Consider the following 14,457-nt stretch of genomic DNA (forward strand, 5'->3'; position numbering starts at 1 on the left):
GTCTTGGGTCGGCGATCGCGCCGGTGACTAGATCCGCATGACCTGCAGCTCGCGGACGAGGCTGGGCGGGTCTCGCTTGCCCGCCGGCTGCCCGAACACCACAAGGAGATGTGTCGCGGGGATGGTCGGCGCGACGCGCGCAGTCTGCACCGGATATACGGCCACGGGGTTCTCGGGGTCGCCCGCTTGCAGGTAGCCACACGACGCCGCATGCCCGTCCTCGTCGTGGGCGGGCATCGAGTCGGCACCGGAGCTTGATGATTCGTGCCCGGGTGCGACCTGGTGGTGCGTATGTTCGTACCCGGATACGGCTCCGGTCTCCGGTGCCACTACCGAGGCGCTCGCACCAGTGATGACGTGACTGTCGGTGTGCGGGCCAAGCAGATGGCCGAACAGGGCGAGGACACCTGCGATGAGGAGCAGCGGCAGCCCGTCACCGGTCCGGTTCGGGGAAGAGTAACGTCGCCGAGTCACTGCCACCTATATCCTGCTCATCGCTGGCCGCGCCGGGCAGAGTATAGGACACGGCCACGCCGTGCTCCCCGTCCGCAGTGCGGACGTCGCGTTCCGTCCCCGCGTTCTCCGTTACGACGATCCCGCGACCAGCCTGTGTGCGTCCTCTCATCGACATCGCCGGACCCATGCACAATAATCGAACTTGTGTTCGATCAACAGCCGGCACCCGAGCGACGGGGGCACCTCCGGCCGGTCAAGCCGCCGAAGGCGGTCTGGGTCGACCTCGGCGCGGTTTACCCGATCGCTGACCGGCCCCGGCTCTTCCTGGCAGACGGTCTGGATCTGCAGATGACCGTGCCGGGCGAGTTGCGGATGTGGGACCGGACGACCACAGGCCACTGGGTCGGCTGGGTGACGTTTCCCGTCAGGTCCGGCACCGGAACTGCACAGCAAGGCCAGTGGGTCCTCTCGGACGCCCTCACACCCCGCCTGGACACGCGTGACAGGCATTAGGCGGACCAGGCCGTCCGGTGCCGGTCCCCTCGCTACGGCAGGAACCCGTGCAGGTCCCGTTCCAGCTCCGCCTGTCCTGCCCGGCACGTGAAATGCTCAGGGACCGGCTCCGGGGAGCCCGGGAGCGGCTGCCGCTCCCCCGTGGCCGGGTGCCGGGGCACTCCCGAGTACTGCATCGTCACCGTCTGCCCGGGCTCGACCGGGACGAATCCGCTCGTGTCGGTCAGGTGTGCGATCGTGCGGTCGCGGTGCACGACCTCCGGACTGTAGAGGTAGCCGTGCGGCTCGTCGTCGTGGTTGGTGATGCGCACGGTCGCGGTGACAGCCTCGCCATCGCTATCGCAGGAGATCACCCGGCCGTCACCGGCGGGGTCGTACGACGGCCAGGCGTCGGCGGCCAGCAACGTCACGTAGAGGCCCATGGGCAGCACCGCCACCCCCAGCATGGCTCCGGCGGCATGCCGCCGGGACACCGGGGCCGTCACGCGCGGCAGCCGGGTCGCGAGGGTGAGCACCCACCCCGCGGCCACCAGCGCCAGCCCGGCTGCCACGGCCGGGCCGAGGCCCGCGTAATGGTCGGCCGCCGGGGCAGCGAGCACCGCGACCGCCCCGAGCGCCGCCAGCACGCGCACGGCATACCCTGCCGTGCTGCCGTTGAGCCGGGTGACGATCGGGGGTACGTGCTCACCGTGGACGTGCCGCCTGCGTTCCCACACCCGCAGGCCGAGCCCGACGGGATAGGCGACGAGCGCGACCACCGCCGGAAGCCACCCCGGCAGCGGGGTCCCTGGCAGGACCCAGATCGCGCAGAGCACGAGCAGGCCGAAGCACGCCGAACGTACCGCTTCCTCGTAGACCAGCGTGGCTGTCGACCGTAGCCTGTGCCCTGCGACCACAGGATCGCCGAACCGCTCGATGGCCTCCCTCTCCGCCGGGGCCCGGTCCGTCCCCCGCGCCTGCGACTCGGCCACCATGTCCTCCAGGTGCGCCCGGACATCGGCGATCAGCTCCGCGCGACGCCCGGCCAGTCCGCCGATCTCGTGATCGAGGATCGCGAGGTAGTTCTCCAGCGTGCGTACGCGCGGGCGGCGTACCGGCACTCGCGGTGTATCCACCACCCCATCACCCTTCCAGGATCGTTGACATCGCCTTCAGGTACTCGAGCCACGCTTCGCGCTGCTCGGCGTAGTACGCCCTCCCCCGCTCCGTCACCTCGTAGACGCGCCGGCTGCGGCCGTCGACGATCTCCCGGTTGCTGCGGACGAGCCCGTCCCGCTCCATCTGCTGCAGCACCGGATACACACTGCCCTCCGGGTAGTCCAGCGCTGGGCCGGCACGGTGGCGCAGCCCGGCCATGAGGGCGTAACCGTGCGCGCGGCCGCGGCACAGCAGCGCCAGCAGCAGCACCAGCAGGCTGCTTCGAGCATCTCCACGCCCCATACATAGAAAATCTAGGTATGGGGCGATGGCGTGTCAACCACCGCGACCCGTGCCGGGTACGAGCCGGCACACGGGCGCGTTCGGGTGCCCCTACAGCCCGATGCCGCGGACCGGGTTGTCGTTCCAGCGATCGACCGTGTGGAAGTAGCCGTGCACGGCCTTGGAGCCGTAGACCCAGCCGCCCTGGTCGCAGACCGCCTTGTGGTCGGCACCGTTCCGGCGCGCCTCGGTGGCCAGGCCCGCGCGCAGCGAGTGCCCGGTGATGCGGAACGGCAGCTCGGCACGCTTCCCGCAGCGGGTGATGATCTCGCCGACGGCCTGCGCGGACAGTCCGGACCCGAACACGTGGTCGTGCCGGTCGATACGGCGGAACGCGGGGCCCTCGGTGATGTCGGCCGCTTCGGTCCAGGCTTGCCACGCCAGTACCGGGCAGGTCTCGCGGTGCGTTCCGTGCGGGATCGGCCGCTCGTCCGGGCCGGTCTTGGTGTATCCGAGCGCGGCGACCAGGCCGTGCGTGCCGTCGATGGTGAGCTGCTCGGCGCGTAGCCCCGCGAGCTCGCTGCGCCGGGCCGCGATGGTGAACCCGATCAGTAGCAGCGCCCGGTCGCGGAGCCCGGCGTTGGTCTCCGGGCAGGCCCGCACGAGCGCGCGCAGCTGTGCCAGCGTGATCGGCTGAGCCTTACCTCTCCCCCGTGCCGCTCCTTCCTCGGCGAGCCTGCGCTCGTAGCCCTTCAGCGCCTGCCACGCCGCCCTGGTCGCGTTCCTGTCCACCGAGACGCCGGACTGGCGCAGCCCCGCCACCGCTCCGGCCAACCGCGCGTCGACGGTGGCCACGGCGGCCTGCCTGGTCGTCTCCATCCAGCGCACGAACCCGACCAGCGCGCCGACCGTACCGGACAGCATCGGGATCCCCGCGTCGCGCGTGTAGTCCTCCCACACCTTCCATGCCTCGGCGTAGGCCCGTCGCGTGTTGGCGGGCCGTTGCTCGCGTACGTACGCCTCAGCGACGGCATCCAACCGCGCCAAGCGTTCCTGTGGCTCGATCGCGGCTCGATCGCGTGTCTCGGCGGCCCCTGTGCCGGGGCTTGCCGCTCCCCCGTCGTCGCTCGTCGGTTCGTCCGGTTTCTGGGTCACGATATGTGACCTTATCACAGGTTGATCTGCGCGTGCGTATAGTAAATACGTGGACGCTATAGCTAATTACGTTCACGTATACAGTGATGTACAATCGTATTGTGACGATTCAGCAGGGTACGGATGACACTCACGAGCCGATGACCAGCGCGGAACATGACGGGGTCGATGGGGCCCGGCTGTGCGCCTTCAGCCGGTGTCGCGCTCCCCTGCCGGTGACGAGCGGGCCCGGCAACCGGGCGCGTTACTGCCAGGACGGCAAGACCTGGGGTGCGAAAGGGGTCAGCTGCAAGCAGGCCGGCCACGCCGAGGAGCTGCTCGCCTCGATCTCGTCGGCGACCGATGTTGTGCCGTTGCCGGTCACCGAGCTGGCCGAGCACATATCCGCCGCCGTCGGTCCGGCCCAGCAACTGGTCGACGCCCTGCAGCAGGTGCGTGAGCAGCTGGAGTCGGACGTCGCGCAGGCCAAGCGGGAACGGGACGAGGCCGCGCGGACCGCAGCGCACGAGAGCGGGCTACGCGCCACCGCCGAGGAACGGGCGGCCGAGGCGGACCGGCGTGCCGAGGACGCCGAGGCCGCCCGTTCCGCCGCCGCGGACAACGAGGAGCGCGCCGTCGCCGAGCGTGACCGCGCTCGCGAGGCCGAGCACGAGGCCGAACGTGCCCAGCTGCGCGCCGAGACGCAGCGAGACAACGCGCGGGAGCAGGCCGAGCGCGCGCAGGCACGCGCGGACGAGGTGGCGGCGCACGCCGAGGAACTGAACCAGCGCCTTGCCGCGACGACGGCCGAGACGGCGACGCTGCGGGAACAGGCGACCGCGGCCGCCGAGCGTGCCGAGGACGAACGGGACCGCGCGGAACGGCTCCGTACCGACCACGAGGCCGCCCTCGCCCGGCTCCGGGAGGAGCATCAGGCGGAACTGCGGCAGGAGCGCGAGCGTGCCGCCGCGGAGCTGGCCGAGGTGCGCGCGGAACACCAGTCCTGGCGGGACAGCGAGTCCGCCCGGCACGCTGCCGAGATAGCCGAGCTGAACCGGCAGGTCGGGAGCTACCAGCACGAGGTAGCCGGGCTGACCGAGCGGGCCGAGACGGCGGCCAATGACCTCGCACACCTGCGTGAGCTGGTGCGCAGCACGGTCAGCGAAGCGATCCCGCACCTGCCCGAGGAGCGCGGCTCGGCGGAGCCTGCCGGGCAGCCGTCCGCCGAGCGCGGTGTCCGTGAGAACCTGCACGCGCTGCTGGAGGCGGTGGAAGGCAGGCCGGACCCGGGGGCCGCCGGTTCGGAGTGAGCGCCTGGAGCACCCGTCGGCCCGAGCGGACCTGTCACGCCGGGCCGAGGAGGTCCCAGCGGTTGCCCGCGATGTCACGGAACACCGCGACGTGCCCGTACGGTTCGGCGCGGGGCGCCGTGACGAACTCGACCCCGGCCGCCACCATCCGCGCGTAGGCCGCCTCGACGTCATCGACATGGAGGAAGAACCCGACACGGCCGGCCACCTGCTGTCCGGTCACAGCCGGCTGGTCGTCGCCGTCGGCGCGAGCCAGCAGCACAGCCGTCTCGGCGCCGGGTGGCCGCACGACAACCCAGCGTTTCGGGCGGCCGTCGTCGGTCCACGACGGGGAGTCTTCGGTCAGCTCGAAGCCCAAGGTGTCGACGAAGAAGTCGATCGCCGGGTCGTACTCGTCGACGACGATGGTGACCAGCGCGAGATGCACGGTGCGAGCCTACCCCGGGTGGCGGTAACGCACGCCGAAAATCAACGGTTGGCTCGTGGGATTGAGTGGACGTATCGATCGAGCGGGGTGCCTCAGCACACCTGTCCCATTAGGATGTCGGCGGCGCTCGGGTGATCTGGGAGGCGAACTGGTGGATGTGACCGCGCACTATCGTGATCTGCTGGCCTCGCACTACAGCTGGATGCTGGGCGGGGACGTCGAGCAGGTCGCTGGTTCAGGACCGGCACCTGCTCGAGAAGTTCGGCCTCAGCGTGCGTTCCGAACACGGAATGGCGGTCGATCTGGGTTGTGGCCCGGGCCCGCAAACCCTGGCCTTGGCCGATATGGGGTTCGGCACCGTCGTCGGTGGCGACACTAGTCAGGAGCTGCTCGACGAGCTCGTCCACCTCGCATACTCCCGCTCTGCAGTGCGGACGCATCACGGCGACCTTCTCGACGTTCTCCCTGAGATAGCCGGGTCCGGTGAGGTCGACGTTGTCGTGTGCATGCGCGACACGCTGTTGCACCTGCCCGGCATGGACGCGGTGGACTCGTTCCTGAGTCAGGTGAGCGCATCACTGGCTGCTGGTGGAACACTGGTGCTGACCTACCGCGATCTGACCCGGCAGCTCGAGGGAACGGACCGCTTCCTGCCGGTGCGCAGCGATGAGGACCGGATCATGCTCTGCGCTCTCGACTACGACAGCCCGGAGACGGTGACCGTCAACGATCTCGTCTACATCCGAACGTCCGACGGCTGGCACCTGCACAAGAGCAGCTACCCCAAGCTGCGCATCGCCCCCGACGCGCTCGTAGCGCGGATCGATGCCGCGGGGCTCACGGTCACCCACCACGCACCCGACTCCAACGGCATGTGGGCGACCGTCGCGTGCGCCCAACAGTGAGCCAGGGCTACATCTCCAAGAGACACAGTTACGCTCAGTTCCGTTCTCAGCAGTCCGGTGAAGTGTGGGAACGGCGTTAATCCTTCCGCTGTGCGATCAGGGCTCGACGTATGCTGCCCGCTCCCGAGCGCGGGCAGCCACGCCGCTGTCGGTGCAAAAGCCTGTCCGGTCCCGTTTGAGACAGAGCAGGCCGAGCAGTCGGTTGTCCGGATCGACGACGGCGAGGCGACGCTGACCGCTTGTGACCATCCATCGATGGATGGTGAGGATCGGCTGCTCGGGTGCGGTGGTCCGGCATGTCAGTGTCGAAAGCCTCAGCGCCGACGCGGTGGGCGGAGAACTGGTGGTGAGGTCCTCGCGCGTCAGGGTGCCGCGCAAGATCCCGTTCGTCGTGAGCAGGAGCATGTGTACGTGGGGGTCCTCGAACACTGTTGCCGCGCGTGCGCTCGACGTGTCGGTCGGCAGGGTCTTCGGGGCGGTGAGCATGATCTCGCGCACTGTGCACCGGGTGAGCTCGGCGCTCAGCGCGGGGCAGGTCGACTGGCAGCCGGTCGTGTCGAGCGGCGCAGGCTGCCTCCGCATCGGTTTTCCCCGTTGGGCCGTGGCCAGCCGGGAAACGGCGTCGGGGGCCATGCGCTCACGCCGCCGTTTCGTCGCCTGTGGCTCGCGCGGCGGGTAGTGGCTCGATGCGCGCGGGCACGTTCTTGTGCCAGGGGGTGCCGAAGAACTTGTCTCGCCGGGTGCCGGAGGTCAGCGCGTTGGGTGCCACCCCGACCACATGGTCGGGGTTGTCGTCGTCCGGGTAGGTCACGCCCATGCCGTTGGGCAGCGAGATGTGGCCAGGTTGCATCATGTCGCTGACCTCCACGCTGGTCTCGGCAGCGCCGGTTGCCGTGACCACGCGCACCGTGTCGCCGGTGTGGAGGCCGCGTTCGCCTGCGTCGGCCTCGCTGATCCGTAGGGCGCCTTCCTTGTCCCGGCGGCGCCATTCCGGATCGCGGATGATCACGTTAGCGGTGAAGGAGCGGCGCTCCCCGGCGGAGAGGGTGAAGGGGAACTCGTCGCTGGTGTAGCTGGGCTCGGTCGCGGCGATGCGCGCCAGTTCCTCGAGAAGCTCGGGGATGGCCGCGTGGATCTTACCGTCCGGGTGCTGGATGTAGCCCCACGCATCCTCGTAGCGATCCTCCGCGAACAGCACGCCCTCGCCGCGGGTGTGGATGGCGTCGAACAGCTGCTCGCCCTGGGCGAATCCGCGGCCGCTGAATCCGGCGCGGGCGACGGCGTCGGGTTGCGCGATCGCGCACAGGTGCGCCAGCCCCCAGATCAACGCCACGGACCGTTCACCCTCGGGCAGGGTTGCGCCCAGTGTCTTGTACAGCAGGTACGGGACCAGACCTGCCAGTTCGGGCCGCTGCTCGATCGCGGAGAAGAACGCCAGTGCGAACGCGCGCCTGCTCACCCTGGCCGCCGCGGTGAGGTCGTCGAGCAGACGAGCTTCGACAACGCCGAGCCGGTCGATGATCGCGGCGTAGATATCGGGTTCGGTTCGGGTGCCCGGCAGAGGCGCCATCAACGGTGCCCGCAGCTGGAAGGTGTTGTGCGGGAAGTGCAGCGTGAACAGCGACGCCTCATGCTTCTCGAACTGGCTGGCCGCGGGCAGCACGTAGTCGGCTTGGCGCGCGGTTTCGGTCATGGCGACGTCGACCACTACCGTCAGCTCCAGGGAACGCATCGCTTCTCGGAACCGGTCCGACTCGGCGAGTGAGTGGGCGGGGTTCGACGCGTCGATCCACATCGCCCGTAGCCGATCGGGGTGATCGGTGACGATTTCGTCGGTGATCGCGTTGCACGGGATCAGGCCGCCGACGATGTTCGCGCCCGAAACCGGGGTGGTGCCGTTGGCGTCGGGCCTGCCGAGGGTGTCGGCGATGCGGCGGGCGGCGGGCACCGACACCGGCTCGAAGAACATCCCCAGCGCGACGTCCGCACCGCGGTCGGCGATGTGGCGCGACCACGGGCTCCGCGCTGCCGCCGCCACGGCGCGGAGCAGCGGCGTCGCACCCCGCTTCATCAACGTGGTAGCCAGCCGTGCGCGGGCACACGCGGCCGGGGGTGGACCCTGCTCGGACGGGACCGGGTGCCAGCGCCCGGCGATGGGAAACATCCACGAGTGGATGTGTACCCCGCCGGGTTTCGCGAAGTTCCCCGTGAGCATCCACATCATCTTGTTCAGGTAGGACACCAGGGTGCTGTTCGGGGACTGCTGAACGCCGAGGTCCTCATAAGTGGCCGCGCTCTTGGCCGCGGCGACGCGGCGGGCGGCGGCGCGGATCTGCTCCTCTGCTACGCCGCAGACCCGGGCATGGTCGGCGATGTCGATGCGGCGCAGCACGGCGAGAACGTCGTGGCTGCCGGTCGTGTGCCGCTGCAGCCAGGCCTGGGCGTGCAGGTCCTCCTGCACCAGGGTCGCCGCGATCGCGGACACGCACCAGGCGTCGGTACCGGGTTTGAGCTGTAGGTGAATATCGGCCATCTGCGCGGTCTCGGAGCGGCGCGGGTCGATCACGATCATGGCCCGTTCGGGATCCTTGGCCAGTTCCTTGAGTACCGGCCGGGCGCGAGCCACCCCGTGGGACTGCCACGGGTTCTTCCCGATGAAGATGGCGACCTCGGTGTGCTCGAAGTCCCCAGAGGTGTGGTTGCCGTAGAGGTGTTGGTCGACCCAGCCCTCGCCGGTTTTCTCCTGCGCCAAGGCATTCGACATATACTCCGCGCCGACCGCATGGAACAACGCGCGGCCGTATGAGCCGCCGAGATGGTTGCCCTGCCCGCCGCCTCCGTAGAAGAAGATCTTGTCGCCGCCATGGGCGTCGCGGACCGCGGCCAGCTCGGCGGCGATCTCGTCGAGCGCGGTGTCCCAGTCGATCTCCTCGTAGCTGCCGTCGGCGCGGCGGCGCAGTGGCGTGTCGATCCGGTGCCGCCCGTTCTGGTACTTCTCCAGCCGCAGCGGTTTCTCGCACGTGTACCCCGCCGAGCCGGGATGTTCCTTGTCGCCCCGGATCTTGGTCAGGCTCCGATCGGTGACCTGTACTTCCAAACCGCAGTTACATTCGCAGAGAATGCAGGCGGTCTTTTTCCACGCTGGCTGTGGGGTGTCTGGCGTGCTCGGTTCCGCTGTCATCATCGTTTCCTTGGTGTCGTGTACCTGTGGCGAGCTTGTCGTCAACGGCCCGTGAAGCGGGCTGGGCGGCGTTCGACGAAGGACTGCACCCCTTCGGCGGCGTCCTCACTGCCGAACAGTGCGCCTACGTCGCTGACGAGGCGATCGGCGGCTGCGCTCCGGCCCTCTACCAGGGCGCGGTTGGCAGAGGCGAGTGTGGTGCGCACGCCGAGCGGGGCAGCTTGCCCGGCGATGTGTTCGGCCAGTTCCACCGCCCGGTCGAACTGCGTACCGGGTTCGACGAGTTCCTGAACCAACCCGATCCGGATCGCCTCGGCAGCGTCGAACTCGTCGCCGGTGAGCAGCCACCGCATTGCATTGCCCCAACCGGCCTCGTGGGGGAACCGAATCGTCGCCCCGCCAAACGGGTAGATGCCCCGTTGTACCTCCATTTGCGAGAAACGACTGTCACGTGCGGCGACACGAATGTCGGCCGCGAGCAGCAATTCGATCCCCAGGGTCATGCACCAGCCCTGGGTGGCCGCCACGATCGGCTTGGAGCGCTCCCGCCCGATCAACCCCCACGGGTCCACGGCCCGCTCGGAGTCATAGCGTGGCTTGCGCTCACCGATCCGCCCCGCAGCCTGCGCCAGATCCAGCCCGCCGGTGAAATGCTCACCGTGGGCGAACAGCACCCCCACCCACGCCTGCGGATCGTCCTCCAACCGGGCGTAGGCCTCAGCTAACCCGTTGAGCAGGTCCTGGTTGAACGCGTTGCGCTTGGCCGGCCGGTTGAGCCCCACCAGCAGCACGTGCCCGCGCAACTGCACCGTCACCACGGCGTCCTCGCCCGTCTCGGGTGCATCCATCAGACGTATCTCCTGTTCGATCGGCCTTCGCAGCCGCTTGGCCGGACTCGACCGGGGCTACTGACAGGTAACTATGGAATATGGCATACTCCATAGTCAAGGCTTTGTGTGATGGGAAGGTATTTGGTGATGCAGCGCACGTCGGGTGGGAGCAAGCAACAGATGCTTACCAGCGCGGTATCGTTGCTGCGCGAACGCGGAGCCGCGGGTGTCACGGTCGATGCCGTCCTCGCGCACAGCGGCGCACCCCGGGGTTCGGTGTACCACCACTTTCCTGGCGGACGCAGCGAGCTGATCCTCAGCGCGGTCGGGTTGGCAGGCGAACACATCGGGGAGCTACTCGATGAGGCCATCGCCGACGGGAGCCCGCGGCGGGCACTGGAACGGTTCGTGTGGTTCTGGAAGCAAACGCTGATCGACACCGACTACCTAGCCGGTTGCCCGGTCCTCGCTCTCGCAGTGGACAGCCACCAGAACGCTCCGCAGGCGGCGGAACTGCTACAGGAGGTCTTCGCTTCCTGGCAGACCAGAATCCAGCAGCTACTCGTTGGCGCCGGCACTCCCGCCGACCGCGCCAAGCGCCTGTCCACGTTAACGATCGCCGCCATCGAGGGCGCGGTTGTCCTCTGTCGTGTCCATCGCGACACCGGGCCCCTCGACGACGTCCTGACCGAGTTCACCACCCTGCTCGACCCCTCATGAACCCAGCCTGACGTCATCGCCCGCATGCGACTCCTCGCTCGGGCCATTGTCGGGTGCGCCGTCCCGCTACGCCGAGGGCGCGCCGGGGGCTCTCGCGGTGGGCAGGTCGAAGGCGGCCGCTGCGGCGTGGAACCGGACCCGAGTTTCGTGGTCCGTGGTCCAGCCGGCGACCTCGCGCAGCATGCCGAACTCGTGGCTGAGGGTGGTGGCTGATGTGGTGCGGGTGTCGGTGTTGACGGTGACCGCCAGTCCGTCGTCGAGAAGCGTCGTGGCCGGATGGTCGTCCAGACCGGCCACGGCCCCGGTCTGGACGTTGCTCGTCGGGCACATCTCCAGGGCGATGCGCTCCCGCCGCAGGCGGTCGAGCAGGGCACGGTCGCCGACACAGCGGACGCCGTGGCCTATCCGGCGCGCGCCGAGCACGTCGATGGCTTCCCACATGCTGGCCGGACCGGCTACCTCACCGGCATGAACAGTGCATGCGAGTCCCGCGGCGTGAGCGAGCTCGAAGGCCTCGCGATGTGGAGTGGCGGGATGGTTCTGCTCGTCCCCGGCCAGGTCGAGTCCGGCGACCGCGTCCTTGTGGCGCAGCGCGGTCTCGGCGACCGCCAGGCTTTCCTGCGGGCTCTGGTGTCGCAGGCAGCACAGCAGCAACCCGGTGGCTACTCCCGTGCTCTCCCGGCCGGCTGCCAGGCCCTCGGCGACGGAGGCCACGGCCTCGTCCTGGGTCATTCCCCGGCGGCAGTGCAGTTGCGGGGCGAAGCGCACCTCGCCATAGACGACGCCGTCGGTACGGAAGTCCTCCACCAGTTCGCGTGCGGCCCTGCGCAGCGCCTCCGGGCTCTGCAGTACCTGGAGTGGCACGTCGATGTAGGACAGGAACCGGCTCAGGCTGCCGCAGTGCGCCGGCGCGACGACCAGGTGCTCGACGGGCGCGGCCAGCGTCATGCCCTGCTCACGCGCCAGCTCGGCGATCGTGCTCGGGCGCACGGACCCGTCGAGATGGCAGTGCAGTTCGTATCGCGGCACCGGGGTCGGCGCGGGCTCGGAAGCCATCGACGTCCTGTCCTTCTCGCTCATCCCATCAGGTTACGGCCGCCGCGATGCGCTGCTGCACGGCTTTCCAGTGCTCGCGCATCCGCGTCCTGGCCGTGGCATCCGGCAGCTTCTCCACGTGCACGGTGAGCCTGGTCTTGCCGGAGGCTGCCGCCGCCAGGGTGAGCTGGAGCGTCGCCGGTGCCTGCCACCCGTCGGGTTGCCAGGTCATGCGGATACGGTGCTCCGGCTTGACGACCCGGATCTCGCCGTGTGCCGGTGGTGTGTCGGTCCCGCCCGTGACCCGGTAGCGCGCTCCCGGTTCGAAGGTCACGGCTGCTCCGGGCCCCAGCCACAGTTCGGGCCTGGTGACGAGGCACTCCCAGACGGCGGACCTGCTGGCCGGGAGGCTGCGCTGGACGCCGACCTGGAAACCGGCATCCGCGGTCTGTCCGGGTACTCGCGTACCGCGCGCCTGCTCGTAGCCCACGGCGATGGACTGGCGCCACCATGCCGTCGTGGTCTCGGCGTGCTCCTGCTCCAGGTGGCCCACGATCCGCTTGTGGTCCCACTGCTCGGCTCCCGCGCTGTCCAGGGTGGCCAGCCAGTCCGTCCAGCCCATTCCGGTCGCCGCGCGCAACGCCGGCGAGGAGACGCGCCCGGACGTTGGTTCGTCGTGCTCCGCGCTCATGTGGCCAGTGTAGGCCGCGGTGACGTCGCGTACCCGGCGAACCGGGACGTGGCCGATGGCGGGCCGCCCGCTCGGCACGCTGCTCAGCCGGAGCGGTCGGGTCCGGCACGCGTGATGGCGAGCGTGACGAGTACGCGCTCCTCCTGCCGCATGGCCCTGCGGTACTCCTCCCAGTCGGGATGCTCGCCGGAGAGCCTGCGGTAGTACTCGATGAGCCCGTCCATGGCCTCGGGCAGCTGCGTGATCCGGGCGGTGCCTTCGACCTGGACCCAGTCGCCGAAGAACCCCTCGGGGAGCACGCACAACCACGCACGCGGGTCACGCCGAAGGTTGCGGACCTTGTAGGCGTGCTCCCGCGTGCTGATCAGGACGGCGCCCGCATCGTCGACGGTGGCCAGTACGGGTGACATCTGCGGTGTTCCGTCCGCGCGCATGGTCGCGAGCACCGCGCGGCTCTTCTCCCGCAACACCTCGACGGCGTCGGATACCTCCATGCGGCCCAGCATGCCGGTGGTCGCGTACCTACGCGAGCGGGCGCGCCGCGTGGTCCGGACCGAGATCGGCTCACCCTGGCACCTGTGGTCAGAGCAGTACTTCGCCGTCCCTGGCCACGACCCGGCCGCCTGCCATCACGAGCCGCCTGCGGGGTGCGCGTACCAGTGCGTCCGGGACGTTCTCGGCGTCGAGCAGGACGATGTCGGCGCGCGCACCGGGAGCCAGATCGAAGGCGGGACGGTGTACGAACCCGCCACCCCCGGTGCTCGCGAGCCGGACAGCGCGGGTGAGGTCCTCGTCGGTCCGCAGGCGATGTAGCTGTGCGAACCTCAGGGCGATACCGAGCATGTCGCCGTCCCCGTACGGGGACCACAGGTCACGGATCCCGTCAGTGCCGAGGCCGAGCGTTATCTCTCGCTCGCGCATGTCGCGCCACGGCAGCGGGGCCGACGGTGCCGGTGCCACGGTCGTCCACGAGATACCTACCTCGCCGAGCTCGTCCAGCAGCTCGGCCTGGCGGTGTGCCGGGAGCTCACCGAGAGCGAACCCGTGCGCGATCGTCACCCTGCCGTGCAGACCCGCCCGGCGGGTGCGGTCGATGATGAGTTCCATCTGGAACGCGCCCAGCTCGCCACCATCGTGCAGATGGATGTCGATCCCGACACCGCGGCGCTCGGCGATCTCGAACAAGCCGTCCAGCTGCGCGACCGGGTCGCGGTCGATCGACGCCGGGTCGATTCCACCGATGTTGCTCGCCCCCGCCGCGGCGGCCTGGTCGAGCAGCTCCAGGACGCCGGGACGCCGAACAACGCCGTCCTGTGGAAAGGCGACGATCTCCACCTCGACGGCGCCGTCCAGCGCGGCAGCCGCCGCACGAACGGTGTCGATGCCACGGAGACCGGTACCGAGGTCGACGTCGACGTGCGTGCGGGTCGCCGTCGTGCCGTGGCGCAGGAACTCCCGCAACACGGCAGTGGCACCGTCGATGCTCGGGATACCGTACTTGTCGCGCTCGGCACGCTCGTGCGCGATCCGTCCCTGCGTCGTGGGCTCGCCCCCGTACGAGACCCATGGCTGTCCCCACCAGCTCTTGTCCACGTGCGCGTGCGCATTGATGAACCCTGGTAACGCGAGCAGGCCACCGCCGTCGACGGTCACGCCAGAGGTATCCGCGGTACCGGCCGCCACGACATCCGAGATCGTGCCGTCCGCGATCAGCACGTCGACAGGGGCGGCACCCCACGGGCACACGTTGGCCAATGTCAGCGAAGCCACGGCACCAGAGCATAGACCGAGATCTCGTCGCACTCGCGCGCCGTACCGGTACGACCTCATCGGGAC

Annotated in this window: 16 protein-coding genes; 4 read left to right on the forward strand and 12 right to left on the reverse strand. The window is 69.4% G+C overall.

Translation table 11 applies throughout. The features are described 5' to 3' along the window. Positions 1-27: 27 nt before the first annotated feature. Positions 28-474 (reverse strand): hypothetical protein, encoded by a 447-nt coding sequence (locus H0B56_RS09900; protein ID WP_180892685.1) that lies wholly within the window; start codon positions 472-474, stop codon positions 28-30. Positions 475-660: 186 nt separating this feature from the next. Here H0B56_RS09900 and H0B56_RS09905 point away from each other — a divergent pair, with 186 nt between their 5' ends. Continuing rightward, positions 661-969 carry a hypothetical protein gene (locus tag H0B56_RS09905; protein WP_180892686.1) on the forward strand — a complete coding sequence of 103 codons (309 nt, stop codon included), beginning with the start codon at positions 661-663 and terminating at the stop codon, positions 967-969. 32 nt (positions 970-1,001) lie between these two features. Here the strand turns inward: H0B56_RS09905 and H0B56_RS09910 are convergent, their stop codons facing one another. The 3 genes from H0B56_RS09910 to H0B56_RS09920 all read right to left on the reverse strand — a co-directional run bounded on the left by H0B56_RS09910 (position 1,002) and on the right by H0B56_RS09920 (position 3,543). Beyond that, positions 1,002-2,084, reverse strand: a complete 1,083-nt coding sequence (locus tag H0B56_RS09910; RefSeq protein WP_180892687.1) for a permease prefix domain 1-containing protein — start codon at positions 2,082-2,084, stop codon at positions 1,002-1,004. Positions 2,085-2,091: 7 nt separating this feature from the next. Beyond that, positions 2,092-2,409: a PadR family transcriptional regulator gene (locus H0B56_RS09915; RefSeq protein WP_180892688.1), complete on the reverse strand. Its 318-nt coding sequence runs from the start codon at positions 2,407-2,409 to the stop codon at positions 2,092-2,094. A gap of 90 nt (positions 2,410-2,499) precedes the next feature. After that, positions 2,500-3,543 carry a tyrosine-type recombinase/integrase gene (locus H0B56_RS09920; protein ID WP_180892689.1) on the reverse strand — a complete coding sequence of 348 codons (1,044 nt, stop codon included), beginning with the start codon at positions 3,541-3,543 and terminating at the stop codon, positions 2,500-2,502. 101 nt (positions 3,544-3,644) lie between these two features. Here H0B56_RS09920 and H0B56_RS09925 point away from each other — a divergent pair, with 101 nt between their 5' ends. Continuing rightward, on the forward strand, positions 3,645-4,832 hold the full coding sequence (locus tag H0B56_RS09925) for a coiled-coil domain-containing protein (protein ID WP_180892690.1): 1,188 nt from the start codon (positions 3,645-3,647) through the stop codon (positions 4,830-4,832). 34 nt (positions 4,833-4,866) lie between these two features. On the opposite strand, the gene H0B56_RS09930 is transcribed toward H0B56_RS09925, so the two are convergent. Further along, positions 4,867-5,259: a VOC family protein gene (locus H0B56_RS09930; RefSeq protein WP_180892691.1), complete on the reverse strand. Its 393-nt coding sequence runs from the start codon at positions 5,257-5,259 to the stop codon at positions 4,867-4,869. A 290-nt stretch (positions 5,260-5,549) separates the two neighbouring features. Between H0B56_RS09930 and H0B56_RS09935 the strand changes: the two genes are divergently transcribed. Further along, a complete protein-coding gene (locus H0B56_RS09935) occupies positions 5,550-6,164 on the forward strand; it encodes a class I SAM-dependent methyltransferase (protein ID WP_219632551.1) in 615 nt (204 codons plus the stop codon). A gap of 96 nt (positions 6,165-6,260) precedes the next feature. Here the strand turns inward: H0B56_RS09935 and H0B56_RS09940 are convergent, their stop codons facing one another. From H0B56_RS09940 to H0B56_RS09950, 3 genes are read right to left on the reverse strand one after another with little or no spacing between them, the layout of a single operon-like run. Then, positions 6,261-6,797, reverse strand: coding sequence for a CBS domain-containing protein (locus tag H0B56_RS09940; RefSeq protein ID WP_180892692.1), 537 nt, complete (start codon positions 6,795-6,797; stop codon positions 6,261-6,263). Between the two features lie 4 nt (positions 6,798-6,801). Continuing rightward, the gene (locus H0B56_RS09945; RefSeq protein ID WP_343063831.1) at positions 6,802-9,348 is read right to left on the reverse strand and encodes a molybdopterin-dependent oxidoreductase; all 2,547 of its coding nucleotides are present in this window, start codon (positions 9,346-9,348) and stop codon (positions 6,802-6,804) included. 38 nt (positions 9,349-9,386) lie between these two features. After that, the gene (locus H0B56_RS09950; protein ID WP_180892694.1) at positions 9,387-10,193 is read right to left on the reverse strand and encodes a crotonase/enoyl-CoA hydratase family protein; all 807 of its coding nucleotides are present in this window, start codon (positions 10,191-10,193) and stop codon (positions 9,387-9,389) included. Positions 10,194-10,322: 129 nt separating this feature from the next. Here H0B56_RS09950 and H0B56_RS09955 point away from each other — a divergent pair, with 129 nt between their 5' ends. Then, entirely contained in the window at positions 10,323-10,895 is a 573-nt protein-coding gene (locus H0B56_RS09955) for a TetR/AcrR family transcriptional regulator (RefSeq protein WP_219632552.1), read from the forward strand. A 66-nt stretch (positions 10,896-10,961) separates the two neighbouring features. Here H0B56_RS09955 and add read toward each other — a convergent pair whose 3' ends face one another. The 4 genes from add to H0B56_RS09975 form a co-directional block, all read right to left on the reverse strand. Beyond that, positions 10,962-11,975: an adenosine deaminase gene (gene add / locus H0B56_RS09960; RefSeq protein WP_246361019.1), complete on the reverse strand. Its 1,014-nt coding sequence runs from the start codon at positions 11,973-11,975 to the stop codon at positions 10,962-10,964. A 4-nt stretch (positions 11,976-11,979) separates the two neighbouring features. Continuing rightward, positions 11,980-12,621 carry an SRPBCC domain-containing protein gene (locus tag H0B56_RS09965; protein ID WP_180892695.1) on the reverse strand — a complete coding sequence of 214 codons (642 nt, stop codon included), beginning with the start codon at positions 12,619-12,621 and terminating at the stop codon, positions 11,980-11,982. A gap of 83 nt (positions 12,622-12,704) precedes the next feature. Beyond that, positions 12,705-13,115: a PPOX class F420-dependent oxidoreductase gene (locus H0B56_RS09970; protein ID WP_180892696.1), complete on the reverse strand. Its 411-nt coding sequence runs from the start codon at positions 13,113-13,115 to the stop codon at positions 12,705-12,707. Between the two features lie 88 nt (positions 13,116-13,203). Further along, positions 13,204-14,391 (reverse strand): amidohydrolase, encoded by a 1,188-nt coding sequence (locus H0B56_RS09975; protein ID WP_343063832.1) that lies wholly within the window; start codon positions 14,389-14,391, stop codon positions 13,204-13,206. Positions 14,392-14,457 lie beyond the last annotated feature (66 nt).

This window comes from Haloechinothrix aidingensis, from assembly GCF_013450155.1.
GTDB lineage: Bacteria > Actinomycetota > Actinomycetes > Mycobacteriales > Pseudonocardiaceae > Haloechinothrix > Haloechinothrix aidingensis.